Raw genomic sequence first — 24,916 nt, forward strand, 5'->3', positions numbered from 1 at the left:
TCGGCAGAGTTCTGAAAGCCACACCCGGGCCCCCTGGGTGGGCCAACCATACGAAGGGCTCGCCCAGTCCCGAGGAAAAACGTAGGGAGTTCTGAGTCCCGCCCGCCCGTCCGAGCCCGCCCGGCGCGGCCCGCCCGTCCGAGCCCGCCCCGCCCGGCCTGCCCGCCCGAGCCCGCCCGCCCCAGCCGGTGCGTCCGCCCGTTCTCCGGCAGGGTGGGCGGCCACGGGTGACACCTGTGCGCATACGGCCGGAAATGGGCTCCCGCTCGGGGGTCCGCAGCCGATTGAGTGAGGCGCTTCCTTCACACGACATCCATCTCTTCTGACGACGGGAGACACATCCGTGAGACGCAAGCGTGCGGCAGGGCTCGTCCTCATCGGCCCGGCGGTATGGCTGGGCATGTCCGCCCCCGCGGCCATGGCGGCGCCGGGTGACGTCCAGACGGTCTGCGCCAGTTCGCTGACCCCTGACGGCTGGGTGGACATCAGCTGGGGTACGAGCCTGTCGTGCGGCTCCGGCACCGCTCCCAACATCAAGCAGATCAAACAGCTGACCGGGCTGCCGGTGGGCACCACGGTGAACGCCTGCGCCTCCACCTATCAGCCCGCGGGCTGGGTGCAGACCAGCACGTACTACACCAGCAGCTGCCGTTACTCGGTGGTGCCGAGCTTCAACCCCAACGCGTGGACGCTCAAGCGGGTCTCCTGACCGGGGGCGCCGGCGGCCGGGCCGCGGGTCCGCCGCCGGACGGCGCGGCCCGGTGAAACACGCAGGGTCCCTCCCCGGCCGGGGAGGGACCCTGCACAAGAGCGCCAGGCAGGCCTTGCACCTGCATCTCTCGTTTGGAGACGAGCATCTTTCCTTGGACGACCGACGCATCGCCGCCTGCCGTTCCCGGCCCGGCGTCGCAAGATCCACTCTACCCGGTGCCGGGAGGTGCGGCGAACCGGCCGGGGGCACCCGCCGTACCCGGCCCGCTGCCGGACACCCCGCCGGCGCCCCGCTGAGCGCCCTGCCGGACTCCGGCACCCGCCGTGCCCCGCCGAGCCCCGCCGTGAACCCGGCCGAGTGACCGGGTGACGCCGGGTGCGCCCGACAGGCGACAGGTCGTGTTTGTCTGGAATGGTACGTCTGAGGATCACCACTCGGAGCCCGGCCGGCCCGGCCGGGGCAGGAAGGACGTACCCATGGACACCGACCCCGTCACGCGGTTCCTCGCGGCTCTCGCACCGGCCACCCGGGAGGCCGTGCGGGAACTCGCCCGCGAGCAGCAGGAGACCATGGCCGACGAGTGGGAACGGCGCCTCCGTGACGAGTCGTCACTGATGACGCTGAGCGAGCTCGACCCGCCCAGCGCGGAGCACCAGGCAGCGGAGGAAGTCGCCAAGGAGTTCTTCTGAGCCGGAGGGGCTCCGCCGGCCTCTTCGGCTTCTTCGGCCGCGCCGGCTCTCCCGGACCGTCCCGATCCGGGCCGGTCGGCCGGTCGGCCGGTCGGCCGGTCGGGCGGGGCGGCCTCAGGCGCCGCCCGGCCGTTCCAGCGGGGGCCGGGCGCGGTTCCCGCGGGGGCCGGGCGCGCCGACGCGCCGGCCCGGGGTGCTTCCGGAGCCGGCGCGTCGGCGGACGGTGCGGGCGACACGGGGGGACCCTCACCGCCCGTCGGGGAGACGGGTCAGACGGCCTGCCACAGGGCCGGCGCGTTCGGCGGCTCCCAGCCCTGCTGTGCCTGGTGCGGCTGGAGGCAGCGGTAGGTGGCGCCGCCGTAGGTGACCTCGGCGCCCGCCTGGTACACGGTGCCAGGGGCCCAGCTGCCGCCGGGCGGGTCACCGGGGTCCCCGTCGCCGGTGGTGGTCTTCAGGGTGAGCCCGTACGCCTGCAGCAGCGGATTGATCGGCTGGTGGTACGTGGTCCCGCCGGACCGGCAGTTGCCCGAGCCGCCGGAGGTGACGCCCTGTGCCTGGTCCCCGGAGATGTAGGAACCCCCGGAGTCGCCCGGCTCGGCGCACACCGAGGTGCGGGTCACCCCGCTGATGGTGCCCTCGGGGTAGGTGACGCTGGTGTTGTGCTGCTGGATGGTGCCGCAGTGCCAGCCGGTGGTCGAGCCGGAGCGGCAGACCGAGGCGCCCACCGGAGCCTGGGTGGACCCGGCGACCGGGATGTTCCGCCCGCTCTGGCTCACGTACGGGGTGGACGTCCAGTTGCTGTTGGCCGCCACCCAGGCGATGTCCCGGCCGGGGAACGTCGAGCCCTGGAAGGTGCCCTGCGCCACCTGGTTGTACCCGCTGGTGGTGGTGCCGACCCGGCCGCAGTGGCCGGCGGTGGCGAAGCCCTGCTGGCTGCCCTTGGTGACGGCGAAGCCGACCGAGCAGCGTCCGCCGCTGCCCATGTAGTACGCGTCCCCGCCCCGGATGTCGTACAGCGGACGCGGCCGCTCGGTGGAGGGCACCACCCGCACGGCCGCCCGGTCGGCGCCGCTGGCGGCGATCAGCGACTCCGCCGCGGCCCGCTTCCCGGCCTGGACCACCACGGTGTTGGAGCGGACGTCGACGTACCAGACGGGCACCTCCGGGGTGCCCCTGCGCTCGGCCGCGCGGTCCAGCGCCGCCTTGGCCGCGTCGAGTTCGGCCAGTGAGTGGGCGACGACCTCGGCCCGCGCACCGCCGGCGGTGATCCGGCGGGCCTCCGCCGGATCGGTGGTGGCCACCGTCAGGGTGGCCGAGTCCGCTCCCCGCACCCAGGAACCGGCGTACGAGTCGCCCAGGTCGAGGCCGAGCCGACCCGCGGTGGCGCCCGCCCGGGCCTCGTTGGCCAGGCGCTGCCGCGCCTGGTCCGGGCTGAGACCCAGGTCGCGCTGCATCGCGGAGAGAAGCTCGGGGGCTGCCTGGACGGCGGTGGGCGCCCCGGCGGCGGAGCGCTCGGCGGGGGCGGCGGCAGCGGAGCCCGGCAGGGCCGTCAGGGCGAGCGCGCCGGCCGCGGCCATCGCGGCACAGGCGACCGCGGCTCTGGAACGGAGGTGACGCATGGGGGCTGCTCCTCGGTATCGGTGGGGGAGGTGCCGAAACCGTATGCGGTACGAACGACCGTGCTGCAGCAGTCAGTTGACCCCCTGCCCGGCGTTATGGAAGCCCCGGCTCCGGGGCGCCGGGCGAGGCACCGCGGTGGCCGGGGCGCCGGCCTGCGGCGCCCGGTCGGTGCCGAGCCACCGGGCGTAGCTGTCGCTGCGCGCGGCCGCCTCGGTGTGCGCGGCACGCACGTGCCCCACCACGGCGGTGGCCGTGTCGGCGGCGAGCGCGCCCGGATGCCAGCCCACCAGGTGCCGCCAGGTCAGCGGCGTACCGGCCAGCGGTCTGGTGACCATGCCCGGGGTGGGCGGGAACGTCGCGCGGCAGAGCCCGACCGCCCGCCCGACCTGCACCAGATGGACACAGGAGGCGGTGTCGGTCTCGTACACCCGGGACGGGGCGAACCCGGCCCGGGCGCACGCGGCGGCGAAGCAGTCCGCGAAGCAGCCGTCACCGGGCACATCCGTCCAGGACGCGCCGGCCAGCTCCGCCAGCTCGATCTCCGGGGCCCCGGCGAGCGGGTGGTCGTGGGCGAGCATGACGAAGATCGGGTCCCGCGCCACCTCCCGCCACGTCAGCCGGTCCGGTTCGGGTGGTGGGCTCTCCCCGCAGGTGCCGATCAGCGCGTAGTCCAGGCGCCCGTCGGCCACCGACGCGGCGATCTGCCGTTCCGACCAGGACATCCGGGTGGTGACCGGCGCCCCTGGGTACGCGGCGGCCAGCCGGTCGACCAGCCCGCCGAGCAGCGGGCCGTGGGTGGCGCCGACCCGGAAGCCCGGCAGCTGCTCCTGGCATCGGGCGAACCGCAGCGCCTCCTCCTGGAGCTGGTGCACGGCCGGGAGGACGACGCGGGCCCGGCCGAGGACCAGTTGGCCCAGCGGGGTGGTCCGCACCCCGTACCGCCCGCGTTCGAAAAGCTGTCCGCCAAGGGTGCGTTCGATGCGCTTCAACTGTGCGCTGAGCGCGGGCTGGGCCAGGCCGAGCAGCGAGGCCGCCTTCGTCAGGCTGCCGGCATCGGCTATCGCCCGGATCGTCTTCAGGTGCCGCAACTCCAAATCCATGCTGTGAGCTTGCGGGCCGGGACCCCCGGCGGCAATACACCGGTCCAGACCAACACCGTGATCCTTGCCGGGTCATGCCGGACGGTGCTCCCGGCCGCGGGCGGGCCGGGCCGTCTCACGGAATCCGCGCCGCGTCAGCCTCGCCGGCTCCGCCGTCTGCCCGGGCGCGGCGCGGGCCGCCGGTCATGGCGCTCCCGGCCCACGTCGCCGACCAGCCGGTCGACGCGGCCGAGGTGGCCGCCCGCCCGGCCGGCCGGGCTCGCCGCCGGGGAGCCCGCGGGACGGGTGCCCGGCGTGGGCGGCCCCGAGGTCCGCACGCTTCCGGAGCCGGCGCGCGCCTGTCTGCGCGCGACCGGGCGACGCCGAGCGCTGCTCAGCGTGCGCCTGGCGGGCAGGGCCTACCAGGGCTTCCGGGCGGGCACCTGACGCCGGAGCGGGCCGTGGGCGAGGTTCCCTTCGGGCAGTTCCTGACCGGGCGTTCGGCGGCGCTGGGCTGACGCCCGGACCGCGGCGCGGCCCCGGGGGAGCGGGGCCGCGCCCGGGCCTCCCCGGGACCGCCCCGCTCCGGTCCGGCCGCGATCGTGTGCGGGCGGCCGGGGCGCGGTCGCAGGACCGCGCCGCGCCGCCCTGGCGGAGTCCCGCGGGCGGGGTGTTCAGTGCAGGATCTCGGCCCGCATCCGCTCGTCCGGCGTCGCGATGTCCCAGTAGCGTGCCGTGCCCCGGGCGTCACGGAAGTCGCCGGTACCGCCGGTGATGGCCATGTCGAGCGAACCCGTTCCACCCGCCCAGAGCGACTGCATGGTCAGGGAACCACGCTCGAGTTCCATGGTGATCAGGCACTGTGTGGTGCGTTTCCCGTCCTCGATGTGGATGACCCGGCACGTTCCACCCCCGCGTCCGACGTTGCGGCCGTCCGCGATGGCGGTGCCGGAGTAGACGTCCATATCGCCCAGGCTCGGCCCTGCCGGGCCGAGGTCGACGGCGGTGTGCTGATCGTTCCGGACCTTGAGTTCGAGGACCTCGACCTGCCCCCTTGCCGGGGCGCCGGCGTCCGCGCTGTCCACGACCAGCACGCCGATCGCCGCGGCGGCCAGTGCCGCGGCGACGCATTTCACGAGCGTCGCCCGGGTGGTGCGGCTTCCCCGCGGGCCCATCCGCTCCGCCGGACGCGCGGCAGCGGATGCCGGACTGCTGGTGACCATGGTGGTTCCCCCTCGCTGTGATCTCCCGGTGCCAACACCGTCGACGCTATGACGTGGGGGGTATCTTGACTAAGATCAATATTGCTATGGCGTTATGCCCTCGGAGGCATGATGGAGCTGAACCCGCTCCGGCAGTTCCTGGTGGTGGCGCGGCTGGAGCACCTCAGCCGGGCAGCCGACGAGCTGCGCGTCGCTCAGCCGTCGCTGAGCCGCACCATCGCCCGGCTGGAGACCGAACTGGGCACACCCCTGTTCGACCGGGGCGGCCGGCTCCGGCTCAACGACGCGGGCAGGCTCTTCCGCGATCACGTCGAACGGGCCCTCGGTGAACTCCAGGCCGGACGACGCGCCGTAGCCGAGGCCACCGGCGAGGGCCTGGGCACCGTGCGACTGGCCTCGGAGACCTTCCTCACGCTCACCGGCCCACTGGCGGCCTACAAGCGCGCCCACCCCTCGGCCGAGCTCGAGCTCCACTGGTCGCCGGCCGAGGACATGGCCCGCCGCCTGCGGGCCCAGGAGGTCGACCTGTGCGTCGCTTCGCAGCCGATCCACGCCGACGGCCTGGAGGTGGTGCGGCTGTTCGACGAGGCGGTTGCGGTGGTCACACCACTCGATCACCCGCTCGCGGGTCGTACCTCCGTGAGCATCCGTGAACTCGCCGACCAGCCCTTCGTCACCGCCCGCGAAGGACACTGGCTGCGCCGACTGCTCGACCGGCTCTTCGCCGCCCGGGGCCTCACCCCGAGAACGGTCTGCGAAAGCGACGAGCACAGCGCCATCGCGGACCTGATCAGCGCGGGGCTCGGCATCGGTCTCGTCCCGTCCTTCGCCCGGCGCAAGGCCGCGCACGCCCCCGTCGCCTGGATCGCCGTCGACAGCCCCGACTGCCGGCGCACGGTGACCCTGTGCTGGGGCTCCGGCAGCCACCTGTCGCCCGCCGCCCGGCTGATGCGCACCACGCTCACCCACTGGGACTGGAGCGCCGGCGACCCCGGGGCGGAACACTGACGACCCGTTCCCGCACCGGCGGCTCGCGGCGTGCCCCGCTTCACCCCCGGCCACGCCCCGGGATCGCGCACCCGGTCCGGGCCGGCGACCCGCTGATCCCTCCGCGCCACCGGTCGGGCGCAGCCGACCGGGACTACGCCGGCGTCGCCCGGCCCCGGTTCACCGCACGGCCTAGGACCGGCGGCGCGGCTTGCCGCGCCGGCCGCCGCCCTTGGTCCCGCCGGAAGCCCCGCGCTGGGCCCGGCCGGCCGACTGGGCCCGGCCCGCCGAGCGGCCCGTCCGGGACTGCCGTTGCCGGCCGCCGGCACCGGCGCGGTCCTCCTTCGGCTGCGCCGGCTCCGCGGGGCGCCGCCCCCGGCTGCTGTTGACCGTCCGCCCGCGGACGATCCCGATGAAGTCCTCCACCAGGTCCGTGGTGGCGTCCTCGGGCCAGGACAACGCGACCCGGGACTGCGGCACACCGGTGACCGGACGGTAGGTGAGGTCCCTGCGGTGATGCAGCCGGGCCAGCGACTGCGGTACCAGGAGCAGCCCCACCCCCGCCGCCACCAGGGCGATGGCGTCCGCGGTGGTGGCCGGCCGCTCGATCGCCGGCCGCCCCGGTGGGCGCTCCCAGTCGAAGGGGTCGTCGAGCGGGTGGAACACGATCTCGTCGGCCAGGTCGTCGGCGGACACCTCGTCGACCGCCGCCACCACGTGGTCCTTCGGGACCACGACCACCGTGGTCTCGGTGTAGAGCGGGATCGCGCTGAGGTCCGCCCGGTCGACCGGCAGCCGCAGGAAGCCCGCGTCGGCGCCGCCGTCGCGCAGCAGACCGGATGCCTCGGCGGCGGACACCGCCACCAGGGTCAGCGGGACGTCGGGCAGCCGCTCGCCCCAGATGCGCACCCACTTGGCCGGCGTCACGCCCGGGACGTAGGCGAGACGGAAGGAACGGGGTGCTGGCGAGCCTGTCACCCGCCCAGCGTATCCGGGATGCCGGTGAGCGTGCGCCGGACCTGGTCGGAAGCCCTCCGCACGGTCGATATCCTGGACCCATGACGTCCCACCGCAGCACCCAGACCATGAAGCCCGCGACCGCGGCGAAGAAGCTGGGTGTGTACCTCGAGGCCACCCCCGCAGAGTTCCAGGAGGGTGTCGTCTCCCGCGGCGAACTGGACGCCCTCCAGACCGACCCGCCCGAGTGGCTGCGCGAGCTGCGGCGCGACGGTCCGCACCCGCGGCCCGTGGTCGCGGCGAAGCTGGGTGTCTCCATCTCGGGTCTCGCCCGCGGCGGGGTCACCGAACCGCTCACCACGGCGCAGATCGACGCGCTGAAGCAGGAGTCCCCCGAGTGGCTCCAGAAGGAGCGCGCCACCCAGGCCGAGGTGCGCAAGGAAGCCGAGCGGATCAAGGCCAAGCGGGCCGAGCAGGCCGGCCGCTGAAACCGGCCCCCGGCGCCGGCGGCGCGGCATCCCCGGCCCGCTGAGCCGGGCCGGACGCCCGCCGGAGGCCGGACGGCCCAGCCGCGCGGGAGCAGATCGTCCGCAGCCGGCCGTGATGCAGCCACCGCCGCACCGGCCCTCAGCCGCGCGGGAGCAGATGGAGGTCCGGCCCGCTCGTCCCCGGCGCCTCCACACCCGGCAGCAACCGCATGTCGTGGTCGTAGTCGCCGCCGGTCAGCGACCGGAACGGGACCGGCTCGTCGGTGAAGAGTCCGTCGAGCCGCCGTGCGTACTCCCGCCGGGCCGCCTCGAACCGCTCCACCGGTACGGCGTTCGAGCCGTACACCGCGAACGGCTCGAGCGGGGCCATGCCGGTGAACCAGAACAGGCCGTGCTGCACCGGATGCAGGACGTCCGCCAGCCGCCCGTGCACGCCCCGGTCGGAGAACGACGTCTCCCGGGCGCCGACCGTCACCGACAGCAGGGCCCGCCGCCCCGCCAGCGGGCCCTGCCCATAGGGCGGCGGGACCGCCGGGCCGTAGCCGAACCCGCAGGTGAACACCCGGTCGATCCAGCCCTTCAGGATCGCCGGAGCCGAGAACCACCACATCGGGAACTGCAGGATCACCGCGTCCGACCAGCGCACCTTCTCCTGCTCCGCCGCGACGTCCGGCGACAGCCGCCCGGCCAGGGTGGCCCGTTCCGAGGCGGCCATCACCTCCAGCCGCCCGTCCACCACGTCGTCCGGGAAGTCGTCGGCGTCCGCCGTCGCCTTCCACTTCATCGCGTAGAGGTCGGACACCCGCACCTCGTGGCCCGCTGTTCGCAGGTGCTCGACCGCGAAGGCGGTCAGTGAGGCGTTGAGCGAACGGGGTTCCGGGTGGGCGCTGACAACGAGGATCTTCTTCCGCTGCTGCGGTGTGGATGCGGTCATGGCGCAACGTTCTCTCGTCCACGGCCGGTCAGCCATCACCCTGTTCGACCGGCGGAACCGGAATCCTGGTACTGCCAGGGCCACGCATACTTGGGCGCATGGACAGGGTGGACCACCTCCAGCGCACCGACGACGTGGACGACCGCACCGGGAACGGCGGCGGGACCGCCCGCGACCGCACCGACCGTATCGACGGGGCTGACCGCACCGCCGGCACCGACCGTACCGACGGGACCGACCGTGCCGACGGAATCGGTGGGAGCGACGGGATCGACGGGATCGGCGACCCCCGGCGGGCGCTCGGTGGTTTCCTGCGCGCCCGGCGGGGGCGCGTCGCGCCCGAGCAGGTGGGCATCGCGGGCGGCCGCCGACGGCGGGTCCGCGGACTGCGCCGCGAGGAGCTGGCCCAACTCGCCGGAATCAGCGTGGACTACTACGTCCGGCTCGAACAGGGCCGGGCCACCCAGCCGTCCCCCGAGGTGCTCGACGCGCTCGCCGGGGCCCTCGGCCTCGACACGGCGGAGCGCCGGCACCTGGGCACCCTGGCCGAGGCCCGTCGCGACCCCGCGCCCCGCCCCCGGGTCAGCCCCCTGCTGCGGCGGATCCTGGACGCCCTGGAGCAGTTCCCGGCCTTCGCCACGAACCACCGCCTCGACGTGGTGGCCTGGAACGGCCTGGGTGCCGAACTGATCGGCGGCCTGGCCGACCCGGGCCGCCGCGACCCCAACAACGCCCGGTACCTCTTCCTCGACCCGGCCGCCCGGAAGGTGCACCCCGACTGGGCCGACAGAGCGGCGGAGGCGGTGGGGCAGCTCCGGGTCGCGGCGGGGCGCTACCCCGACGACGCGGAGCTCGCCGCCCTCGTCGCCGGACTGTCCGCGCACAGCGCCGAGTTCCGGCGGATCTGGGCCAGCGGCGAGGTCGTGATGTGCGCGGCCGGGCGCAAGCGCCTGTGGCACGCGGCCACCGGGCCGCTCACCCTGGACTTCGAGGCCCTGCAGGTGCCCGCCGCACCCGGTGAACAGGGCCTGGTGGTCCATGTGTTCAGCGCCGAGGAGGGGAGCGAGGAGGCCGCCGCCCTCGCCCGGCTGGCCACCGCGGTCGCGGCGGGGACCGCCGTGGTCTGACCCGGCGCGCCGGACGGGCCGGGCCTTGACCACGGCAGGAAGGCCGGGCCGGGCCCCTGACCGCCGCAGGAGGGGCGGACCCCTGACCACGGAAGGACGGTCGCGCACCTGACCGCCGCAGGGAGGGGCCGCGTACCTGACCGCCGCAGGGCAGGGGAGCGGCCGCCCGCCGGAGAGCGGGGGTGCGGGTCGGCCCTGGCCGCCTCCCCATACCTGCCGGGCGGCAGCCAGCCGCACGGCAGGCGCGTGGCCACCGGTAGCCACCGGTAGCCACCGGTAGCCACCGGTAGCCACCGGTGGCCACCGGGCCGCCGGAGGGCTCAGCGAGCTGCCGCGTCGGCCAGGTGGGGGAGCTCCCGGTACGAGCGCAGCGCGACCGTGGCGTCCAGGTCGATCGCGTTGCTCCCGGACGGGGACGGCAGGCCGAGCACCTTGTCCAGGGCCGGCCCCAGTCGCCCGCACCCCGAGGTCCTGGGCGCCGTGAACGCGATGTCCCGTGCGCCGAAGGTGACGATCAGCGGCTTCTCGGATATGACCTTGGTGGGCTCGGTGTCCTTCAGTACGAGATGCACCGGGTCCGCGTCACTGCCTATGGCGCAGCCGGGCGGCAGTGCCGGTCCGGAGAGCTTGAAGCCGAGATCCAGCTCGCCGCGCCGCTCATCGGTGCTGAGGAAGTCCGAGTAGCCCGCGTAGACCGGGGTGAGGGTCAGCGGAGTGCGGCCGGCCCGTATCGGAGAAGCGGTCAGCTCGCCGAAGACCTGGTGGAATTCGCCGTTCATCCTGCCCTCCGCGAAGGTGACGGTGATCGGGACGGCTATCGGCTCGTCGAACCGGCCGATGCTCAGATGCCCGGTCGCCGACATCACCTCACACCGCCAGGCCGCCGGATCGGCGCCGGCCGGAAGCCGCGGACACGCCTCGAAGCCGGACTCCGGCTCGGCGGCGCCGGCCTGACCGCTGACCGCGCCCAGGCCGGCGGCGAGTGCGCACACCGCCACGACCGCACGGAGTGAACGGAACAGGCGGGACGAGCGGTTCATGGGTGTCTCCCTCGGACGGTACGGCCCTGACCCCTCCATGGTTGCAGAGCTTTCTCTGCAAGGGAAGCTATGCAGAGAAGTCTCTGCATATGATTCTCGGCGCCGGCTGGGTACGCTCGGGTCATGGTCGAGTCACAGGAACCGGCGGCGAAGCCGGGCGCGCCCGCGGGGGAAGTGCCGACGGGGCAAGCGCCGGCGGGGGAGGCGCACGGCGCGGACTCCGGAAGCACCGGATCCGCGGCCGAGCCCGGGGAGCGGCGCACGATCAGCGACCCCGCGGCACTCAAGGCGCTGGCGCACCCCCTGCGCCTGAAGATCCTGCGCCATCTGGGCACGTCGGGCCCGGCGACCTCGACCACGCTCGCCGCCGCCTTCGGCGAGAACACCGGCACCCTCAGCTACCACCTCCGCCAGTTGGAGCGCGGCGGCTTCATCGAGGACGTCCCGGAGCGGGCGTCCGGCCGGGAGCGCTGGTGGCGCAAGGTGCGCGGGATCGACGTCCGCAGGCCGCCGCAGGAGGAGATGACCGACGGCGAGCGGGCGGTCGCGGCGGCGCTGGACCGCATGCGGCTGGACGAGGACGTGCGCCTCGCCCAGCGGTTCGCCGAGCAGCAGGCCGACTCGCAGGGGTGGATGCGCGGTTCACGCGGCCTGAGCCACCTCACCAGGGAGGAGCTGGATGCCTTCCACGACGCCTACCTGGAGCTGCTGGCCCGCTTCTCCCGCGGGCCGGAGGACGCCCCGCCGGACGCCCGGCCGGTGCTGCTGCGCTGGTTCGGCCTGCCCGCGGACGGCTGACCCGCGCCGGCCCCGGGGCGGCGGCCACGGGGACCGATCCCGGCGGGCCGGCCTGAACCGGTCATCCCTCAGCGGCGCAGCCGGTCGGTGAACAGCGGGATTTGTGGTCGGTCACCGGGATTGAGCAGGATGTCCACGCCTGCGGGTGCTATCTCCGGCAGAGTGTTTCCCAGTGTCTATCCCAGTACGCGCTCCCGGTGAGCGGGTGGCAGGGGCCGTGTGCGGAGGGCCGCGGTGACGACCGGCAGACACGGCGTCCCGTCCGGGGCGGATACCAGAAGTGGTTGGCCTTGGTCGTCGCAGGCGACCTCGACACTTACTGGCCTGCCCCGGCAGAACGTGCCATCCACCGTGGACAGCAGATGGGCTACCGCGTTCGGGCAGTGGCTGCCGCGGCACCGCCATGGCCATCCGCGGATCACCTGCCCAGGGGGCCGGGGCACGCTTCTTCCTGGCCCTTCGGCCCTTCGGAGCCTCTCGTGCGTCGCGGAACCGTGGCCTGGATCGTGAAGCGGGAGAGCATGGTGCTCGGCGGGCATGCGCTAGGTTGCCCGCCATGACCGCGCTTGGACCCGCCGCCTGGCCACCTGCCCCGATCAGGACCGAGCGGCTCCTGCTCCGCGAACCCGAGGCCCGGGACCGTACGGCGTTCGTCGAGTTGTTCGCCTCGCCAGAGGTGGGCACCTACATCGGCGGCCCGCGACCGCGTGCTGAGCTCGAGCGCGCGGTGCCCGAGGTGCCCGGGCAGCGTCCTGGCCTTTTCGTGATCGATCTCGACGGCGCGATGATCGGCATGGTCACGCTCGATCGACGCGACGCAGAGCGCCCGGGGGACGTCCGTCCGGATGTCGGGGAGGCGGAGCTCGGCTACCTGTTCCTGCCGGCGGCGTGGGGACGCGGGTACGCCGCCGAGGCGTGCGCGGCGGCACTCGACTGGTTCGCCGACGCGTTTCCCGGCGAGCGGGTGGTGCTCTGTACCCAGACGGCCAACGACCGAGCGATGCGCCTCGCGGCGAAGCTGGGGTTCACCGAGGTGGAGCAGTTCGAGGAGTACGGCGCCGAGCAGTGGTTCGGTGTGTGGTCCTCTGCCACGCCGACCGGTTGAACGGGTGCTCGGCGGTCAGGTCGACGAGGCCGCCGATCGGTCGTCGACTCGGCCCACCGCTTGACCTCGTACGACCCCGGTCCGCTCACGGGCGGGTCTGCGCCGTAACGCCGGAAGTCCGCGCTTGCGAAAGACATGTTCCGTCCGGACGCCCGGCCGGTCTGCCGCGCTGGTTCCGCCTGCCCGCGGACGGCTCACCCTCGCGCCGACGGCCACGAGGTGCCCGGGGCGACGGTCCCGGAGGCGCCCGCGGCCGCGGGGCCAGACCGCGGGTGGTGCCCGCCCGGCCGCCGCCCGCCGGCCCCGGCCTGGCGGCACCGGCGGCGCCCGGCGCCCGCGACGAGCCGGTTCAGCGCTCCCTGCCCCGCGGCTTCAGCGGCCCGGCGGGCAGCGGCGGGGCGGGTAGCGGGGTGCCGTCACAGCCCTCGACCTCGCCGAACCGCGAGGTTTCGTCGGCGATGTCGTCGGGTCCGTAGTGGTCGACGAAGCACCACGCGCCGACCATCCGCCGGCCCAGGCTCGGCAGCAGGCGGCGCACCACCGTGGACTCGCCCCACGGCACGTCCTTGCCGGTCAGCAGTTGCCGCACCGGCCGTGTGGTGACGTGCGCCCGGCCGCCGCGGACCGTCGCCGCGGGGCGCAGGTCGACGCCGCTCACCGGGGCACGTCCCCCTCGTCGCCGTGGCGCTCCGGGGCCGGTGCACCGGGCGCCGGGCACCACGCGGCCACGGCGGCGACCAGCGCGCCGCCCAGCAGCCAGCCGCCCAGGACGTCGCTGAACCAGTGCACTCCGAGATACACCCGGGTGAACCCCACCCCCAGCACCGACACGGCGGCGACGGCCACCGCGGCACGGCGCCATGGCGCGGCGGCGCCGTGCCGCGCCACGAGCCAGCACAGCAGCCCGCAGCCGACCGTCGCGGTGAGCGCGTGGCCGGACGGGAAGGCGGCGTAGTGGGCCGTGTCCACCGGGTCCGGCCAGTGCGGGCGGGCCCGGTCGACCGCTGCCTTGATCCCCTGTTGCAGCGCCGTGCCCAGCAACGCGGCAGCGCCCACCCACAACGCGGCGGCCCGGTCCCCGCGCCACATCAGCCACCCCACGGCGGCGGCCAGCAGGGCCCGCATGGTCCACGGGTCCCACACCCAGTCGCTGAGCACCCGGTTGACCTGGGTCCAGCCGTCGTGCGCCACCGCCCGGCGGTGCAGCTCCGCGGCGCACTCCCGGTCCCAGGACAGCAGCGGAGCCCACTCGCTCTCCACCAGCACCAGCAGCAGGGCGAACAGGGTCGTGAGCACCGTGGCGAGACCGGCGGCGGCACCGGAGTGTCCGCGGGCGCGGGGCCCGGTGGGGGTGGGGGGCGGCTGCATGCGTCGATGATCGCTGCCGGGGCGGTGCGGCGCCAAACCCCCACCTCGGGGCCGGGTCTTGTGCCGTGCCGGGCCTCCACTGCCAGGCGGCGGCGCTCTCCCGCCAGGGCTCCCGCGTCCAGGCGAGCCCTGCCCGGAGCCGGTTCTTCGCCTCGGGGCGGCGGCCCGTCCATGCGGGTTCCCGCCCGGGACCAACCCCTGTCCCGGCGCCCGTTCGTCACCTCGGGCCGTATCCCTCCCGCCGGTTCCGCCGCTCGCACCCCGGCGACGGCGTGCGTCGCGGCCGCGGCTCGCTCCGCGGCGAGTGACCCGGAGGAGGCGAACCTAGCCGAGCGCGCGGAGCGCGGGCACCATGGCCACCAGTACCGGTACCACCGGGACCAGGGCGGCCGCGGCGGTCAGCCGGCGCCGCCGCCACACCGGCAGCCGGGACGCCGGGGCGAGCAACCGGTCGACGCGCCGCGGGACTTCGGCGAGCTGTGCCGGGCAGGGGCCGAACACCCCGCGGTCCTCGTTGAGTTCGACCAGGGCCAGGGCGGTGGTGAGCCGTCCGAAGCGGCGCGACGCCATGTCGTCCGCGGCGAGTTCGACCAGCCGGTGCACCTGGTCACGGAAGGCCGCGAACACCGGCACCTGGGGAAAGCCGGTGGCCAGCGCGGAGGAGCAGTGCAGCAGCCAGTGGTGCCTGGCCCGGGCGTGTCCCTGCTCGTGGGCGAGCACGGCGTCCAGCTGGCGGCCCTTGAGACGGCGCAGGGCGGCGGTGGTGATGACCAGACGGGGGGTGGACCCGGCCAGCCACCAGGCGCCCGGCCGGTCGCCCTCCAGCACGACCAGGCGGTCCCCGCTGGGCTCCTCGCCCGGCAGCAGCGGGGACCGGACCAGGAGTTCGGCGCGCCGCAGCCGGCGGCGGGCGCGCGCCCGGAGGACCTCCCGGCCCAGCATCACCGCGGTCCAGGCCGCACCGCAGGCGAGCGCCACCGCCACCGGCCCGGCCCAGCGGTCGTAGGCGCTCAGCGCGTACGCCTCCGCGACACCCGCCGGGGCGGGGGCGAAGACGTTGCCGCGCACCGCCTCGGACGCCGCGGCCGCGCTCAGCGCCATGGCCAGTCCGCAGCACATCAGTACGCCGACGACCACGCACTGCCACAGCCACAGGGCGAGCACGGGTTCGCGGTCGAGCCAGTCGGAGCGGGCCAGCAGACGCGGCGCCACCGCCGCGGTCAGGGCGGCCAGGACCAGCAGCGCGAGCGGGACCATCATGCCGACCAGCCTATGAGCGTGGCCGTACGCGCGGGTACGGTCGGGTCGGCGAAGTGACGCACACCACGGAATCCGCAGCCGCGCGGCCGGGCACGGCGGTGCGCGCCGTCCGGATACCGTGCACCGGGCCGGTGTTCACAGCGTCAGCAGCATCGCGCACATACCGATGGCCATGGCCAGCCGGCAGGCCGTGGCGATCTCCGGCCGCCGGGACCAGGTCACGGTGTCCGGCGCGGGGCCGCCGCCGGGCGCCGGCACCAGCCGTAACCCGGTCCGCAGCACGTAGCCGGTGAAGTAGGCGAGCAGCGCGGCGGTCAGCGGCTCGGTGGTGCCGGGCGGCCCGGTGCCGTGGTGGCCGTCCCGGCTCCAGACGACCATGACCAGGCAGACGTACACCATGGCGACCGCCTCCACGGTGTGGTGGAACCGCCGGCCGTCCCCGCCGGCGCACCGCCGCGGCAGCAGTGCGGGGACGGCCGCCACCCCGGCCACCGCGGCGGGCAGCGAGGGCCCCCAGGAACCGCCGGGGTGCGCCACGGCGGGCAGCGTCATCACCGCCATGCCCCACCCCAGCAGCGCCTCGGAGCCGGGTGCCCAGCGCAGACCCGGCGGCGCGGCACGCGCCCGGGCGGTGCAGTACGCCCCGCTGGCGGTGCCCAGCACCAGCAGCAGCCAGCCGATGAGCGGTGGTCCGTGCACGGTGCCGCACCTCCCCGGGCGCACCCCGGCCGGGAGACCCGCGGCGGGTGCCGCCGGGAGCATGCCCGGTGCGGCGGGCCGCTACGTCGCCCGGGCGCGGGCGGCCGGCGGTGGCCGGAGCGTGCGGCCCGGGCCGGTGACCCAGGCGGCGGGGCGGCGGCGTACCGCGGGAGCCGCGGGCCCGGGGGCAGCGCCGGTGCTCAGTCCACGGCCGGCGGCGGCTGCTCGCCGAAGACCCAGGGGGCGAGGACGACCATCCAGCCGTCGGGGTCGGCGAACACCACCGCGCCCCGGTCCGGCCAGTACCGGTTGGCCGCGGGCACCGGCTGGTGACCGTGCCGGGCGAGGGCGCGCACCGCCTCGGCGACGGCCTCGGGGCCGCGCAGATAGAGCACCAGCTGGTTCTCCGGGTGGGGCTCGGGAATGCGCGGCGGCTCGCCGTGCTGGGTGATCTCCATGTGCACCGGGGTGCCGGGGAGCCCGAACAGCAGCCCGTCGTACCCCGAGTGACCGCGCCACTGGCCGAGGACCGGCAGGCCGAGGACGTCGCGGTAGAAGACGAGGACTTCGTCGTAGCGGGCGGTCGGCCGGGCGAACCGCACCGCGCCGACGTCGAGATGAGCGGGCCAGGATGTCGTCATGCGGTGATGCTGGCAGTCGGGGACGGCCGCCGGCATCGGGCTGTGGACGCAGCCGGCCCCGGCGCCGGGCCTACGTCCGGCGGCCCAGCCGGCTCAGATGCCGGGACGGTGGCGCATCGGATGCCCCTCGGGCACCTCCACCAGGCAGACGCGGACGCCGTCCGGATCCTCGATCCACATCTCCAGCAGCCCCCAGGGCTCCCGCTGCGGCTCCCGCAGCACCGGTACCCCGCGGTCGGCCAGCTCCCGGTGCGCCGCGGCCAGGTCGGCGACCTGGAGCCAGAGCCGGAGACCGGGCGCCGGCGGGGTGGCGGACCGGCCGGACACCTCAAGGAACCCGCCGCCGAGGAAGTACACGGTGCCGCGGTCCGGCCCCGTCCCGAACTCCCGGTAGACCGCGAGCCCCAGCGCCTCCCCGTAGAAGGTCCGGGACCGGTCCGGGTCGGTGGGGCGCAACAGCACCCGGCTGCTCAGTACATGCACCATGCCCGCGACCCTAGCGAGCCGGGTCGCGTTAGGGTCGGATGCCGCGGTACGACGTGGCGGGCCCTCGGGGGGACGCCGCCCCGTACGACGCGGCGGTTCCGCCCGCCGCGGGGCCGCCGGTCCGCCGCGGGAACGTTTGCCGACCGCAGGGAAGGACGCCGTACGCGATGGAGACCGCCAGCACCACCCGATCCGCTCCCGAGCTGAACTTCCGGGCGGCCACCCCCACCGACGTGCCGGACCTCGTGGGGCTGATCGAATCGGCGTACCGGGGGGACGCCAGCCGGGTGGGCTGGACCACCGAGGCGGATCTGCTGGACGGGCAGCGCACCGACGCCGACGGTGTGGCGGCGGTGGTGAACGACGCGGAGAGCCGGCTGATGGCGGCCGAGCGGGACGGCGAGCTGGTCGCCTGCTGCCAGTTGCAGCGCCGGCGCACCGGGGCCGGGGAGACCGTGGCGTACTTCGGGATGTTCGCGGTGCGGCCCGCGCTCCAGGCGGCGGGGCTGGGCAGGGCGATCCTCGCCGAGGCCGAGCGGTTCGCGGCCGAGTCCTGGGGGGCCCGCGAGATGCACATGACGGTGATCTCGGTGCGGGAGGAGCTGATCGCCTGGTACGAGCGGCGCGGGTACCGGCGCACCGGCGAGATGACCCCGTTCCCGTACGACGACGACCGCGGCGGCGTGCCGCGTCAGCCGGGTCTGGAGTTCGAGCTGCTGGTCAAGCCGCTGGGCTGAGGCCGGCCCGCGCGCCGGGGCGGGCCGCCCCGGCGCGCGGGCCGGCGCGGTGGTCCCGGCGCCCGTGCCGGAGCACCTCGGGGCACGGCCGTCCACCGGCCCGCGCCCGGCCACCGCGGTTCCGGGCCGCCCGGCGGGCGCGCCCGGGCGCCGCGGGCGGACGCCGGGGCCGCCCGGGTGCCGGTCGGCCGGCCCGGCTCAGGCCGTGTACCGGGTGGCGCGCCGGATCCCGGGGAAGTCGGTGGTCCCGCCGTCCAGCCCCAGGCCGCGGGCGAGCCGCAGGTGGTCGGGGGTGTTCACGGTCCATCCGATGACCCTCAGGCCGGCCGCGTGCGCCCGTTCCACCAGCTCCAGGGTGAGCCGCCGGATGTTGAGCACGAGCGTTCCGGCGCCCACCGCCTGCGCCCGGTCGATCACGTCCGCGCCGTACCTGCTGGCGACCAGTGCGCTGCGTACCGCCGGCAGCAGGCCGCGGATCTCGGCGAGCGCCTCGTCGTGGAAGGACAGCACCTCCACGCGGCTCAGCAGATCGCGGCCGCGGATGACCTCGGCGAGCGCCCGGGCCGCCGCCCGGTCCTTGATCTCCGCCTGCAGCGGCGACCGCACCGCGTCCAGCACCTCCTCGAAGACCGGGATCCGCTCCCCGCGGCCGGCGTCGAGTTCCCGCAGCTCGTCGAGGGTGTGGTCGCGGATGGCCCCGGATCCGTCGGTCGTCCGGTCCAGCTCGGCGTCGTGCATCACCACCAGGGCGCCGTCCTTGCTCAGATGCAGGTCCAGCTCGATGACGTCCATGCCCTCGCGCTCGGCGCGGACGAACGACCGCAGGGTGTTCTCCGGCTCGACACCCATCACTCCGCGGTGTCCGATGGTGAGGAAGGTCAACGCTGTCTCGCCTTCTCGTCGGCGGTGGCTCCACTGGGAGTCGGCCAGCCTAGCGGCCCGCTCTTCCCCCGCTGGTGAACGGCGCGGGGCCTGGGTGTGACGGGAAAAACAGCGGTGCGGGACCGGCTGTGCAGAATAATTTCCGGTGACCCCACTTGAGTAGAAGAAGCGCAGATGGATACGGTGTCTTTACGCGAGTTTCTCCTGTGGAGGTTCAGTCATGACGGAAATTCTTGCGCCCGAGGTGGCAGGCGCTGACGTTCTGCCCGCCGAGCGCGTGGTCGAGCAGCCTGCCTGGCGGGTGCTCAAGGCTGCCGTGGAGGAGATCCGGCCGTGGCAGTCGAAGGACGGTTCGATCGACTTCGACGCGGAGGGCGCCCCCGGGCGGGACACCGCACGCGCCGCCGTCGAGCGCGCGACCGCCGCGATCGAGGAGCTGGCCCCGCTCCTGCCGCACGACGCCGCCTACCACGCCGCGCTCGTGACCGACCTGCGCCGCTGGGCCGACACCGGCTTCGGCGTCCCGGACTTCCTCGACTCGCTGCTCGCCTTCCAGCCCGCCCAGCAGCGGGTGGACGGCCGCCAGCACCTCGTGGTGTTCCCCATGTACACGCAGAACGGGAACCCCGACCGCAACTTCGAGGCCGTCGTGCTGCGCATGGTGTGGCCGGAGTGGCTCGCCGAGCTGGAGCGCACCCGCTACGACAACCCGCTCTTCCTCGGCATCACCTTCGAGGACTTCACCGCCGGGTACGACACCAACTCCGCCGTGCTCTTCCCCGAGACCATCGCGGTCCGCGAGGCCCCCGAGCGCTTCTCCTGGGGCGGCATATTCTGCGACCGCGAGGCCGCCCGCTTCCGGCGGGTCAGCGAGGCCGCCGTGGCGGTGCTCGGTATCGAGCTGCCCGCGGACATCGAGGAACTGCTCGCCGACCAGGAGCGCTGCCAGCAGGCGTTCGTGCTGTGGGACATGGTCCACGACCGCACCCACAGCCACGGTGACCTGCCGTTCGACCCGTTCATGATCAAGCAGCGCCAGCCGTTCTGGATGTACGGCCTGGAGGAGCTGCGCTGCGACCTCACCGCCTTCAAGGAGGCCGTGAAGCTGGAGTCCGAGGGCTTCGCCCAGGCCCGCGACGTCCAGTACGCGGTGATCTTCGACCGGATGTTCCGCTTCCCGGTCACCGGGGACCGCAACCGGAACTACGACGGACTCGGCGGCCAGCTGCTCTTCGCGTACCTGCACAAGCACGACGTGGTGCGCTGGACGGACAACACCCTGCACATCGACTGGGACCGCGCCCCGCAGGTCACCAACGAGCTGTGCGCGGAGATCGAGAAGCTGTACCGCGACGGGATCGACCGGCCCAAGCTGGTCCACTGGCTCAAGGCGTACGAGCTGGTGTCCACCTACCTCGCCCCGCACCCCGGATCGGTGTGGGCGAAGGGCCCGGAGGCCCTGGACACCTCGCTGCCCCCGCGGAAGCTGGTCGACGATGTGCTTCCGGACGAGTTTCCGCTCAGCATGTTCTATGAGGCCCTCGCCAAGAAGCTGCGCGATGTGATCGCGTCCACCAAGGGGATCACGGCCGACAGCGACGTCCGAGCCGCCGCGTGAGCGCGGGGCACGAGGAGGCGACCACGATGACCACTCCCACGTCGAGCCCGAGCCCGAACGAGCCCGGTAACGCCCGCAACCCCCTGGACGGTGCCGTGGTGGCGGTGGCCGGGGCCGCCGGTCCGGCCGGTCGCGCCGCCCTGCTGCGGCTGGCCGAGGCCGGGGCCACGGTGGTCGCCGCCGACGCCGACCCCGCGCGGCTGGCCGAGGCGGTGGACGCCGCCCGGTACGCGCACGGCGGCGCCACCGTGACCGGCGAGACCGTCGACCTGCTCGACCTCGACGCCACCCGCGCCTGGGCCGACCGCACCGAGAAGGAGTTCGGCCGCATCGACGGGCTGGTCCACCTGGTCGGCGGCTGGCGCGGTTCCAAGACCTTCGCCGACGCCCCGCTGGCGGACTGGGACCACCTGCACAACCTGCTGATCAAGACCGTGCAGCACACCTCGCTCGCCTTCCACGACGGGCTCCAGCGCGGCGGGAGGGGCCGGTACGTCCTGATCAGCGCGGCCGGCGCGTCCCAGCCCACCGCCGGGAACGCGGCCTACGCCGCCGCCAAGGCCGCCGCCGAGGCGTGGACCCTGGCGCTCGGCGACTCCTTCCGGAAGCTGGGCGGCGAGAGCGGCCCGTCCGCCGCGGCTACCATCCTTGTGATCAAGGCGCTGGTGCACGATGCCATGCGCGCGGAGCGCCCGAATGCCAAGTTCGCGGGCTTCACGGACGTCAAGGAGCTGGCCGAGGCCATCGCCGGTGTCTGGGACCGGCCCGCCCAGGAAGTGAACGGAACCCGTCTGTGGCTGACTCCAAAGCCGTGAAGGCCGGGCACACCGATGCCCGCCGCCGCCACGACCCCGAACTGCGCGGCTTCGCCAGTGACAACTACGCCGGTGCCCATCCGGAGGTCCTCGCCGCGCTCGCCCTCGCCAACGACGGGCACCAGATCGCCTACGGCGAGGACGACTACACCGCGCATCTGCAGGATGTGATGCGCAGTCACTTCGGCCCGTACGCCCAGGCGTTCCCGGTCTTCAACGGCACCGGTGCGAACGTGGTCGCGCTCCAGGCGCTCACCGACCGCTGGGGCGCGGTGATATGCGCGTCCACCGCGCACATCAACGTCGACGAGGGCGGCGCCCCCGAACGCGTCGGCGGACTGAAGCTGCTCACCATCCCCACCGAGGACGGCAAGCTCACCCCGGAACTCATCGACCGGGAGGCCTGGGGCTGGGACGACGAGCACCGGGCCATGCCGCAGGTCGTCTCGATCGCCCAGACCACCGAACTGGGCACCTGCTACACCGTCGAGGAGATCCGCGCGATCTGCGAGCACGCGCACGAGCGCGGCATGAAGGTCCACCTGGACGGCGCCCGGATCGCCAACGCGGCGGCCACCCTGGACGTCCCGATGCGCACCTTCACCAACGTCGCCGGCGTGGACGTGCTGTCCTACGGCGGCACGAAGAACGGCATGCTCTTCGGCGAGGCCGTCGTGGTGCTCAACCCCGACGCGGTGCGGGCGATGAAGCACCTGCGCAAGCTGTCGATGCAGCTGGCGTCCAAGATGCGGTTCGTCTCCGTACAGCTGGAGGCGCTGCTCGCCAAGGACCTGTGGCTGCGCAACGCCCGGCACGCCAACACCATGGCCAAGCGCCTGGCGGCCGGGGTGCGGGCGATCGACGGCGTCGAGGTGAAGTACCCGGTCGAGTCCAACGCGGTCTTCGCCACCCTCCCGCACGACGTCGCCGAGCGGCTCCAGAAGAGGTACCGCTTCTACTTCTGGGACGAGCGGGCCGGCCTGGTGCGCTGGATGTGCGCCTTCGACACCACCCCGGACGACGTGGACTCCTTCACCGAGGCGATCGCCGAGGAGATGGGCAAGGGCTGACAGCGGTACCCCCGGGACAGCCGGAACAGCAGGGACGCCCGGCCGCGACGATCCGTCGCGGCCGGGCGTCCCGTCGTTCCGCTCCCGTTGAGCAAGCCCGGCCGGCGGGTCCCGCGGCCGGCCGCCGGCCGGGCCGGACAGCGGACGGGCCGTCCCTCCCGGCGGGAGCGGACGGCCCGAAGCGCGGGCGGTGCCGGATCAGCCGCGGCGGTCCCGCACCGCCGCCTCCTGCGGGGTCGGGGCCGTGCCGCCGAGGTGGGCCGGGACCCACCAGGTGTCCTCCGGGCCCTTGGGGCGCACCGGGTAGGCGCGCTGCGCCGCCTCCAGCAGCTCCTGCACCCGGGTCCGCAGCCGGTCGGTGATCTTGTCCGGGTGCTCGGCCGGGTCGGCCTCCACCGGCTCGCCCACCCGTATCGTGATCGGGTAGTGGTTCCGGCCCATGTCCCGCTTGTGGCCCTTGGTCCAGATCCGCTGGGTGCCCCACAGCGCCATCGGCAGCAGCGGCACCCCCGACTCCTGCGCCAGCCTGGCGGCACCGGACTTGAACGACTTGAGCGTGAACGACTGCGAGATCGTCGCCTCCGGGAAGACCCCGATGATCTCCCCCGAGCGCAGCGACTTCAGCGCGTGCCGGTAGGCGTCCATGCCCGCGGCCCGGTCCACCGGGATGTGCTTCATCGCCCGCATCAGCGGCCCGGAGACCCGGTGCCGGAACACCGACTCCTTCGCCATGAACCGCACCAGGCGCTTGGCGGGCCGTGCGGTCAGACCGCAGAAGACGAAGTCCAGGTAGCCGATGTGGTTGCTCGCCAGGACCGCCCCGCCGCGCCGCGGTATGTTCTCGGTGCCCTTGATGTCGAAGCGCAGATCCAGCGCCTTGAACATGGTGCGGGCGACGCCGATCACCGGTGGGTAGACGAGTTCAGCCATGGTGGGGGACCCTTCATCGTTTCCATGGGAGGGTTCTCCCGGCGGAAGTTACGCGGCCGTAGGTTAGGGCTTTCGGCAGATCGTGCCTGATGTCGCGGCTGTCTGCTACCGCCTGGCCCCGCGTGGCCAGGAGATTCTCATCACGTCGGTGCGGGCCGGGCCGCCGCCGGGAATCCGGCCGCCTCCGCCGAACGCTACAGGGAGCGGTGGCACGCGGTGGCCACCGGGCGGGCGGCGCCGCGACGGAGCGTGCCGCGCGCCGGGCCGGGCGACCGGGCCGGCGCGGGACCGGCGGGAAGGAGAGGGTACGGGTGGCCGGAAGCAGGGCCCGGGACGGCGGGGTGCGGCTGAGCGCCGCGCGGATCGGGGCGGAACTGGGGCGCCGGGCGACCCTGGTGCAGTTCTCCAGCGCCTTCTGCAGACCGTGCACGGCGACCCGCCGGGTCCTCGCGGAGGTCGCCGGGATGGTGGACGGGGTGGCGCACGTGGAGATCGACGCCGAGGCGCGGCTGGAACTTGTCCGCGAGCTGGACGTGGTGCGCACCCCCACGGTGCTGGTCCTGGACGCCGGCGGCCGGGAGGTGCGCCGGGCCGAGGGGCAGCCGCGGAAGGTGGATGTGATCGCCGCGCTGGGGGCGGCCGTGCCGCCGGGGACGGGCCCGTGACGGATCTCGCATCGCACCGGCGCGCCTTGACGCTCCGTCCCCCGCATCGTCAGTCTGACGTGATGTCGCGTGACCTTCCCTTCCTCCACCGGCGCGGGCGCCGGGCCGCGGCCCCGTGCCGTCCGGCCGGGCGGCGCCCCGCGCCGGCTCGTCCGTCCGTCCCGCGGACTCCGCGATGAAGGCCACGCCGGGCCTCGACGCCCCGGACCTCTCCGCCCCCGGCCCCCGGCCCCCGGGCGCCGCCGAACTGCTGCGCGCCGTCTTCCGCCGGCACGCCGCCGGCGTCGCGGTGGTCACCGCGGCCGGCACCCGGCCGGTGGGCTTCACCGCCACCTCACTCGCCTCGGTGTCGATGGAACCGCCGCTGCTCTCCTTCGGCGTGGGCACCGGGTCCTCCAGCTGGCCGGTGCTCTCCGAGGCCCGGCACATCGGGGTGCACCTGCTGGGGGAGGACCAGCGGGAGCTGGCCGAGACCTTCGCGCGCAGCGGTGCCGACCGCTTCGCCCCGCCCACCCGCTGGCGCACCGGCCCGTACGGGGTGCCCGTGCTGGACGGGGTCCCGGCCTGGCTGGTGTGTGCCGTGGTGGCCCGGATACCGGCCGGCGACCACCGGGTGGTGATCGCCCGGCCGGAGGCCGGGGACCCCTCCGGGGCGGGCCGTCCGCTCCTCTACCACCAGGGGCGCTTCAACGCGCTGCGGGACTGAGACGTCCCGGCCGGCGCCGTTGGGAAGGTCACAGTGAACCGCCCTTGCCTCATGCCGGGGCGGTCGGTGTACTGGCGAGTAATATTTCGTTCGGTGAGTGGGTCGTCCCGATCGGGATCCGGCCCGCGAGGCGCCTATGCTGCCACCACAAGGCAGCTCAAGAGACGATGCAGTAGGAGAGCCGGCGTGAGCTTGAGGATCGTTGTCTGTGTGAAGTACGTGCCCGACGCCACCGGCGACCGGCATTTCGCCGAGGACCTGACCGTCGATCGGGACGACG

26 protein-coding genes and 2 pseudogenes are annotated in these 24,916 nt (G+C 74.4%); 14 read left to right on the forward strand and 14 right to left on the reverse strand.

Going from position 1 to position 24,916, the window contains the following annotated elements; translation table 11 throughout:
* Positions 1 to 343: 343 nt before the first annotated feature.
* Together ACH4B3_RS33555 and ACH4B3_RS33560 are read left to right on the forward strand one after the other, a co-directional pair.
* Positions 344 to 709, forward strand: a complete 366-nt coding sequence (locus ACH4B3_RS33555) for a hypothetical protein (RefSeq protein ID WP_398469462.1) — start codon at positions 344 to 346, stop codon at positions 707 to 709.
* A gap of 479 nt (positions 710 to 1,188) precedes the next feature.
* On the forward strand, positions 1,189 to 1,401 hold the full coding sequence (locus ACH4B3_RS33560; RefSeq protein WP_398469463.1) for a hypothetical protein: 213 nt from the start codon (positions 1,189 to 1,191) through the stop codon (positions 1,399 to 1,401).
* A 269-nt stretch (positions 1,402 to 1,670) separates the two neighbouring features.
* Here the strand turns inward: ACH4B3_RS33560 and ACH4B3_RS33565 are convergent, their stop codons facing one another.
* The 3 genes from ACH4B3_RS33565 to ACH4B3_RS33575 form a co-directional block, all read right to left on the reverse strand.
* Positions 1,671 to 3,020: an alpha-lytic protease prodomain-containing protein gene (locus ACH4B3_RS33565; RefSeq protein WP_398469465.1), complete on the reverse strand. Its 1,350-nt coding sequence runs from the start codon at positions 3,018 to 3,020 to the stop codon at positions 1,671 to 1,673.
* A 72-nt stretch (positions 3,021 to 3,092) separates the two neighbouring features.
* Positions 3,093 to 4,121 (reverse strand): LysR substrate-binding domain-containing protein, encoded by a 1,029-nt coding sequence (locus ACH4B3_RS33570; RefSeq protein WP_398469467.1) that lies wholly within the window; start codon positions 4,119 to 4,121, stop codon positions 3,093 to 3,095.
* 653 nt (positions 4,122 to 4,774) lie between these two features.
* The gene (locus ACH4B3_RS33575) at positions 4,775 to 5,323 is read right to left on the reverse strand and encodes a hypothetical protein (RefSeq protein WP_398469469.1); all 549 of its coding nucleotides are present in this window, start codon (positions 5,321 to 5,323) and stop codon (positions 4,775 to 4,777) included.
* Positions 5,324 to 5,431: 108 nt separating this feature from the next.
* On the opposite strand from ACH4B3_RS33575, the gene ACH4B3_RS33580 reads away from it, so the two are divergent.
* On the forward strand, positions 5,432 to 6,331 hold the full coding sequence (locus ACH4B3_RS33580; protein ID WP_398469471.1) for a LysR family transcriptional regulator: 900 nt from the start codon (positions 5,432 to 5,434) through the stop codon (positions 6,329 to 6,331).
* A gap of 171 nt (positions 6,332 to 6,502) precedes the next feature.
* Here the strand turns inward: ACH4B3_RS33580 and ACH4B3_RS33585 are convergent, their stop codons facing one another.
* Positions 6,503 to 7,288, reverse strand: a complete 786-nt coding sequence (locus tag ACH4B3_RS33585; protein ID WP_398469473.1) for a LysR substrate-binding domain-containing protein — start codon at positions 7,286 to 7,288, stop codon at positions 6,503 to 6,505.
* A gap of 80 nt (positions 7,289 to 7,368) precedes the next feature.
* Between ACH4B3_RS33585 and ACH4B3_RS33590 the strand changes: the two genes are divergently transcribed.
* Positions 7,369 to 7,755 (forward strand): DUF5997 family protein, encoded by a 387-nt coding sequence (locus ACH4B3_RS33590; RefSeq protein ID WP_398469475.1) that lies wholly within the window; start codon positions 7,369 to 7,371, stop codon positions 7,753 to 7,755.
* Positions 7,756 to 7,894: 139 nt separating this feature from the next.
* Here the strand turns inward: ACH4B3_RS33590 and ACH4B3_RS33595 are convergent, their stop codons facing one another.
* Positions 7,895 to 8,689 carry an NAD(P)H-dependent oxidoreductase gene (locus ACH4B3_RS33595; protein ID WP_398469477.1) on the reverse strand — a complete coding sequence of 265 codons (795 nt, stop codon included), beginning with the start codon at positions 8,687 to 8,689 and terminating at the stop codon, positions 7,895 to 7,897.
* Positions 8,690 to 8,787: 98 nt separating this feature from the next.
* On the opposite strand from ACH4B3_RS33595, the gene ACH4B3_RS33600 reads away from it, so the two are divergent.
* Entirely contained in the window at positions 8,788 to 9,816 is a 1,029-nt protein-coding gene (locus ACH4B3_RS33600; protein ID WP_398469479.1) for a helix-turn-helix domain-containing protein, read from the forward strand.
* 320 nt (positions 9,817 to 10,136) lie between these two features.
* On the opposite strand, the gene ACH4B3_RS33605 is transcribed toward ACH4B3_RS33600, so the two are convergent.
* Positions 10,137 to 10,856 carry a hypothetical protein gene (locus tag ACH4B3_RS33605; RefSeq protein ID WP_398469481.1) on the reverse strand — a complete coding sequence of 240 codons (720 nt, stop codon included), beginning with the start codon at positions 10,854 to 10,856 and terminating at the stop codon, positions 10,137 to 10,139.
* Positions 10,857 to 10,979: 123 nt separating this feature from the next.
* Here ACH4B3_RS33605 and ACH4B3_RS33610 point away from each other — a divergent pair, with 123 nt between their 5' ends.
* Together ACH4B3_RS33610 and ACH4B3_RS33615 are read left to right on the forward strand one after the other, a co-directional pair.
* The gene (locus ACH4B3_RS33610; protein ID WP_398469483.1) at positions 10,980 to 11,654 is read left to right on the forward strand and encodes an ArsR/SmtB family transcription factor; all 675 of its coding nucleotides are present in this window, start codon (positions 10,980 to 10,982) and stop codon (positions 11,652 to 11,654) included.
* A 556-nt stretch (positions 11,655 to 12,210) separates the two neighbouring features.
* The gene (locus ACH4B3_RS33615; protein ID WP_398469485.1) at positions 12,211 to 12,759 is read left to right on the forward strand and encodes a GNAT family N-acetyltransferase; all 549 of its coding nucleotides are present in this window, start codon (positions 12,211 to 12,213) and stop codon (positions 12,757 to 12,759) included.
* Between the two features lie 448 nt (positions 12,760 to 13,207).
* Here ACH4B3_RS33615 and ACH4B3_RS33620 read toward each other — a convergent pair.
* From ACH4B3_RS33620 to ACH4B3_RS33645, 6 genes and pseudogenes are all read right to left on the reverse strand, one after another.
* Positions 13,208 to 13,417 (reverse strand): annotated as a pseudogene (locus tag ACH4B3_RS33620) (pirin family protein); the annotation flags it as partial.
* The gene (locus tag ACH4B3_RS33625; protein ID WP_398469487.1) at positions 13,414 to 14,127 is read right to left on the reverse strand and encodes a phosphatase PAP2 family protein; all 714 of its coding nucleotides are present in this window, start codon (positions 14,125 to 14,127) and stop codon (positions 13,414 to 13,416) included. The gene ACH4B3_RS33625 and the pseudogene ACH4B3_RS33620, both read right to left, overlap by 4 nt.
* 324 nt (positions 14,128 to 14,451) lie before the next feature.
* Positions 14,452 to 15,387, reverse strand: coding sequence for a M56 family metallopeptidase (locus ACH4B3_RS33630; RefSeq protein ID WP_398469489.1), 936 nt, complete (start codon positions 15,385 to 15,387; stop codon positions 14,452 to 14,454).
* Between the two features lie 135 nt (positions 15,388 to 15,522).
* Entirely contained in the window at positions 15,523 to 16,086 is a 564-nt protein-coding gene (locus ACH4B3_RS33635) for a DUF5134 domain-containing protein (protein WP_398469491.1), read from the reverse strand.
* 200 nt (positions 16,087 to 16,286) lie between these two features.
* Complete coding sequence (locus ACH4B3_RS33640) at positions 16,287 to 16,727, reverse strand: VOC family protein (RefSeq protein ID WP_398469493.1); 441 nt, start codon at positions 16,725 to 16,727, stop codon at positions 16,287 to 16,289.
* Positions 16,728 to 16,820: 93 nt separating this feature from the next.
* A complete protein-coding gene (locus ACH4B3_RS33645; RefSeq protein WP_398469495.1) occupies positions 16,821 to 17,213 on the reverse strand; it encodes a VOC family protein in 393 nt (130 codons plus the stop codon).
* Between the two features lie 167 nt (positions 17,214 to 17,380).
* On the opposite strand from ACH4B3_RS33645, the gene ACH4B3_RS33650 reads away from it, so the two are divergent.
* Positions 17,381 to 17,950, forward strand: a complete 570-nt coding sequence (locus ACH4B3_RS33650) for a GNAT family N-acetyltransferase (RefSeq protein WP_398469497.1) — start codon at positions 17,381 to 17,383, stop codon at positions 17,948 to 17,950.
* A 198-nt stretch (positions 17,951 to 18,148) separates the two neighbouring features.
* On the opposite strand, the gene ACH4B3_RS33655 is transcribed toward ACH4B3_RS33650, so the two are convergent.
* Positions 18,149 to 18,832 (reverse strand): glycerophosphodiester phosphodiesterase, encoded by a 684-nt coding sequence (locus ACH4B3_RS33655; RefSeq protein WP_398469499.1) that lies wholly within the window; start codon positions 18,830 to 18,832, stop codon positions 18,149 to 18,151.
* 220 nt (positions 18,833 to 19,052) lie between these two features.
* Here ACH4B3_RS33655 and ACH4B3_RS33660 point away from each other — a divergent pair, with 220 nt between their 5' ends.
* Genes ACH4B3_RS33660 through ACH4B3_RS33670 form a run of 3 tightly spaced genes read left to right on the forward strand, consistent with a single transcriptional unit; the run spans position 19,053 to position 22,335 of the window.
* Positions 19,053 to 20,450 carry a DUF6421 family protein gene (locus tag ACH4B3_RS33660; RefSeq protein ID WP_398469501.1) on the forward strand — a complete coding sequence of 466 codons (1,398 nt, stop codon included), beginning with the start codon at positions 19,053 to 19,055 and terminating at the stop codon, positions 20,448 to 20,450.
* A gap of 26 nt (positions 20,451 to 20,476) precedes the next feature.
* Complete coding sequence (locus ACH4B3_RS33665; RefSeq protein WP_398469503.1) at positions 20,477 to 21,265, forward strand: SDR family NAD(P)-dependent oxidoreductase; 789 nt, start codon at positions 20,477 to 20,479, stop codon at positions 21,263 to 21,265.
* Positions 21,244 to 22,335: a threonine aldolase family protein gene (locus ACH4B3_RS33670; protein ID WP_398469505.1), complete on the forward strand. Its 1,092-nt coding sequence runs from the start codon at positions 21,244 to 21,246 to the stop codon at positions 22,333 to 22,335. The genes ACH4B3_RS33665 and ACH4B3_RS33670 overlap by 22 nt, the downstream gene beginning before the upstream one ends.
* A gap of 198 nt (positions 22,336 to 22,533) precedes the next feature.
* Here the strand turns inward: ACH4B3_RS33670 and ACH4B3_RS33675 are convergent, their stop codons facing one another.
* Positions 22,534 to 23,265 carry a lysophospholipid acyltransferase family protein gene (locus tag ACH4B3_RS33675; RefSeq protein ID WP_398469507.1) on the reverse strand — a complete coding sequence of 244 codons (732 nt, stop codon included), beginning with the start codon at positions 23,263 to 23,265 and terminating at the stop codon, positions 22,534 to 22,536.
* Positions 23,266 to 23,576: 311 nt separating this feature from the next.
* Between ACH4B3_RS33675 and ACH4B3_RS33680 the strand changes: the two genes are divergently transcribed.
* The 3 genes and pseudogenes from ACH4B3_RS33680 to ACH4B3_RS33690 all read left to right on the forward strand — a co-directional run.
* On the forward strand, positions 23,577 to 23,930 hold the full coding sequence (locus ACH4B3_RS33680) for a thioredoxin family protein (protein WP_398469508.1): 354 nt from the start codon (positions 23,577 to 23,579) through the stop codon (positions 23,928 to 23,930).
* A 175-nt stretch (positions 23,931 to 24,105) separates the two neighbouring features.
* A complete protein-coding gene (locus ACH4B3_RS33685; protein WP_398469510.1) occupies positions 24,106 to 24,636 on the forward strand; it encodes a flavin reductase family protein in 531 nt (176 codons plus the stop codon).
* A gap of 186 nt (positions 24,637 to 24,822) precedes the next feature.
* Positions 24,823 to 24,916, forward strand: a pseudogene (locus ACH4B3_RS33690) (electron transfer flavoprotein subunit beta); the annotation flags it as partial.

It is taken from the genome of Streptomyces sp. NPDC018031, assembly GCF_044327625.1.
Lineage (GTDB): Bacteria > Actinomycetota > Actinomycetes > Streptomycetales > Streptomycetaceae > Streptomyces.